Source organism: Okeania sp. SIO2B9 (assembly GCF_010672505.1).
Taxonomy (GTDB): Bacteria; Cyanobacteriota; Cyanobacteriia; order Cyanobacteriales; family Microcoleaceae; genus Okeania; species Okeania hirsuta.
The window spans coordinates 1-3711 of record NZ_JAAHGK010000788.1 but is presented as its reverse complement, the minus strand read 5'-3'; the positions used below and the strand labels follow the sequence as shown (position 1 = coordinate 3711).

The following is a 3711-nucleotide window of genomic DNA, read 5'->3' as shown; positions in this document are numbered from 1 at the left end:
AAATGATGAATAATTTGCAAAAATATAGTATCCGATGCACGCTCACTTTCGGTGACATTTATGGCCAAATTATTGTTTGATTAATAGTAGTATTCTTAAGCATAGCTGGAGGAGTTGCCCTTTGGACTAGCAGTAGCCAAGTCTATGCTCTAGGAGCTATTGCTTTAATCGTGGTTTTGTCTCTACCCTTCCTACTTTTTGCTTTTGTAACTACCCTATTAAATCATATTGAAGTACTTTCAGTAGAACCTAACGAAGAAGAAGAGTCTCAAACGTCAATGTCTGGTCAGCAAGCAGCAACTTCTCTAGGTTAAATGTTTTGTAATAAGCATTCAGCGGTCAGCGGTCAACTATCAGCTAGTGTCCTATGGTCAGAACTGCGTTATCAGCTTTATTACTTTTAGTGGACAATTTAAGCTTGTTGTTCTTGTGCTTCAATTCTTTGTTCAAAAATGTAGTAGAAGTTAAGCAAATACTTGGTTCATTCATTAAAAAGCTGAATACGAGCGCATTCTGCAAGAAATGCTTACTGACTTTGAATTTAGCAACACCGAAAGCTAGAGTCCTCATTTAATTCGAGGCACTTAAAAAGTTAAAAACCTGCCTGCTTAATGACACAGGTAGGTTTTTTATCTCAGAAAAAAGTACTGATAACTGATAAATGAAATGACCTGTCAGAAAATGATATAAATACCTTTTTTTAAATTAGACATCTCTAATAATAAATTAAAAATAAAATCAATTATGGAACTAGATATATAAATTATTTCCCCCTACTCCCTACTCCCTACTCCCTACTCCCTTTTTTCTGGAGATGTCTATTTGGTATAAAATAATAAAAGCATAAAACTATTAGAGATTTACTTAATGTTAGAACACGACGTAATAATAGTAGGTGGCGGACTAGCAGGCAGTCGCGCTGCTGTAGAAATAGCTCGCAAAAATCCTAGCTTAAATGTAGCAGTTGTTGCCAAAACTCACCCCATTCGTTCCCACTCGGTAGCAGCTCAAGGTGGAATAGCGGCTTCCCTCCAAAATGTAGATCCAGAAGATAGTTGGAAAGCTCATGCTTTTGATACTGTAAAAGGTTCGGACTATCTAGCTGACCAGGATGCAGTAGAAATTTTGGCAAAAGAAGCGCCAGATGTAATTATCGACCTCGAACATTTAGGGGTATTATTTTCTCGGTTGCCAGATGGTCGCATTGCTCAACGTGCTTTCGGCGGTCATTCCCACAACCGCACTTGTTACGCTGCGGATAAAACTGGTCACGCTATTTTACATGAATTGGTAAATAACCTCCGTCGTTATGGGGTGCATATTTATCAGGAATGGTATGTAATGCGCTTGATACTCGAAGATGGTCAGGCAAAGGGCGTGGTTATGTACCATATTCTGGATGGTGAAATTGTTGTGCTGCGAGCAAAGGCAGTAATGTTTGCCACTGGTGGTTATGGTCGAGTATTTAATACCACTTCCAATGATTATGCTTCTACTGGCGACGGTTTGGCAATGGCAGCAATGGTTGGCCTTCCTCTGCAAGATATGGAGTTTGTACAGTTTCATCCTACAGGTTTATATCCAGCAGGAGTTTTGATTTCGGAAGCGGTGCGCGGTGAGGGTGCTTATCTGATTAATAGTGATGGCGATCGCTTTATGGCAAATTATGCTCCTAGTCGCATGGAGTTGGCACCCCGCGATATTACTTCCCGTGCTATTACTTTGGAAATTAGTGCTGGTCGCGGAATTAATATGGATGGTACTGCGGGTGGTCCGTTTATTTATCTCGATCTACGGCACATGGGACGGGAAAAAATTATGAGTCGAGTACCGTTTGCTTGGGAAGAAGCACATCGTCTTTTAGGTATTGATGCGGTGAACAAACCGATGCCAGTTCGTCCGACTGCTCATTATTCTATGGGTGGCATTCCTACTAATACTGATGGTAGAGTTTGGGCGAGTGCTGATAGTTTGGTGGATGGGTTATTTGCTGCGGGGGAATGTGCTTGTGTTTCGGTACATGGGGCGAATCGTTTGGGCAGTAATTCTTTGTTGGAATGTGTGGTTTATGGGCGACGGACTGGGGCAGCGATCGCTGAGTTTGTGGAAGGTCGCAAATTACCGGATATTGAGGAAGAACCTTATATTCAGGAGGCACGAGAACAAATTCAAGGGTTGTTAGACCGTTCGGGAGAATATCGTATTGATTTTTTACGGCAGCAGTTTCAGGATACGATGACTGAGCATTGCGGTGTATTTCGTTCTCAGAATGTGATGCAAGAAGGGTTGGAAAAGTTGAAACAGTTGCAGGAGCAATATCAGGAAGTTTATTTGGATGATAAAGGTAAGTTGTGGAATACGGAGATTATTGAAGCATTGGAGTTGCGGAGTATTATTGTGGTGGGGGAGACAATTTTAAGTTCGGCGTTGAGTCGTCAGGAAAGTCGTGGCGCTCACAGTCGGGAAGATTTTCTGCAACGAAATGACGAGCAGTTTTTACGGCATACTTTGGCATATTATTCGTTAGCAGGAATTGATATTAGTTATCGACCTGTGGCAGTTACTATGTTTGAACCACAGGAGCGGAAGTATTAAGTAGGATTTTAGGAGTCAGGAGTCAGTCCTCAGGAGTCGTATGGGAATGGCTTTAATACCATTTTTTAGAAAGTCTTTTAACCAGACTTACTGTTTGTAAAATTGTTTTTTCATGCATGGTATTACCAATGGATAATGGATAATTGATAATTGATAATTAGGGTTTGCGTATGGAAAGTCTTTTTGCTGGGGTAGGAGACAGGAGACAGGAGACAGGAGACAGGAGAAATGGGAATTTAAAGGAGGTAGGAGTAAGAATTGTCCCAAGATTTTTCTGCCCAACTATGCGGCTAAAATACGTTCCTTTTTGAGCTTTTTCCGCTGAAAAGTTGGCACTTTTTTAGACCAAAAAATGCTAAAACCTTTATCTTTCAATGCTTTGATATTTAATCAGCAAGCCCTAATTATATCATGTCCGGTTGAATAGTTACATTTTGGAGGAAGGAAGGCAGAAGGCAGAAGGCAGAAGGCAGAAGCTTTTCTGCCATTTTTACCTTTATTTTATACACAAACGATGCTACCGGACATGATATTAGAGATTGTTTTCATTATCCATTATTCATTGTTCATTATTCATTAATGAATTCTTCTTGCTTCTTACTTCTTGCTTCTTACTTCTTACTTCTTGCTTCTTCCTTATTAGTAACAAAAATATTATGACAATTTCAATTGCAGCAGAACCTATTCCTTTAACAATAAATACGGATGGTGTAGTCCTAGTTGCCGGAACACGAGTTACCCTAGATACAGTTGTTTATGTTTTTCAACAAGGAGCAACAGCAGAAGAAATTTGTTTGGCATATCCATCATTAAATTTAGCAGATGTTTATGCAGTGATTGTCTATTATTTAAGGCATCAAGAAGAAGTAGAAAAGTATTTACAGGAACGACAAAAAATAGCACAAGAAGTACGTCGAAAAAATGAGGCGAAATTTGACCCCCAAAGAGTACGCGATCGCTTACTTAAACGTCACAGATTGTAAATTTTGCTGCTTTTTTTTCCTTTTTATTTACTGATTATCAGTTACACTATAAAGGTTGTTTTCTCCACAGCAACTCTTCCTTTAATAGAAGTTAATTTATCATAGAAAAAGGAAAAAAAAGCAGCAAAATTTA

Annotated in this window: 3 protein-coding genes and 1 pseudogene; all 4 read left to right on the top strand. The window is 39.4% G+C overall.

The annotated features are described in order from the left end of the window. The first annotated feature begins 5 nt into the window (after window positions 1-5). A pseudogene (locus tag F6K13_RS23420) lies at window positions 6-314 on the top strand (hypothetical protein). Between the two features lie 553 nt (window positions 315-867). After that, window positions 868-2595 carry a succinate dehydrogenase/fumarate reductase flavoprotein subunit gene (locus F6K13_RS23415; protein WP_124154492.1) on the top strand — a complete coding sequence of 576 codons (1728 nt, stop codon included), beginning with the start codon at window positions 868-870 and terminating at the stop codon, window positions 2593-2595. 170 nt (window positions 2596-2765) lie between these two features. Beyond that, window positions 2766-2906: a hypothetical protein gene (locus F6K13_RS23410; protein WP_287288547.1), complete on the top strand. Its 141-nt coding sequence runs from the start codon at window positions 2766-2768 to the stop codon at window positions 2904-2906. A gap of 345 nt (window positions 2907-3251) precedes the next feature. After that, window positions 3252-3578, top strand: a complete 327-nt coding sequence (locus F6K13_RS23405) for a DUF433 domain-containing protein (RefSeq protein WP_124145967.1) — start codon at window positions 3252-3254, stop codon at window positions 3576-3578. The last annotated feature ends 133 nt before the right edge of the window (window positions 3579-3711 follow it).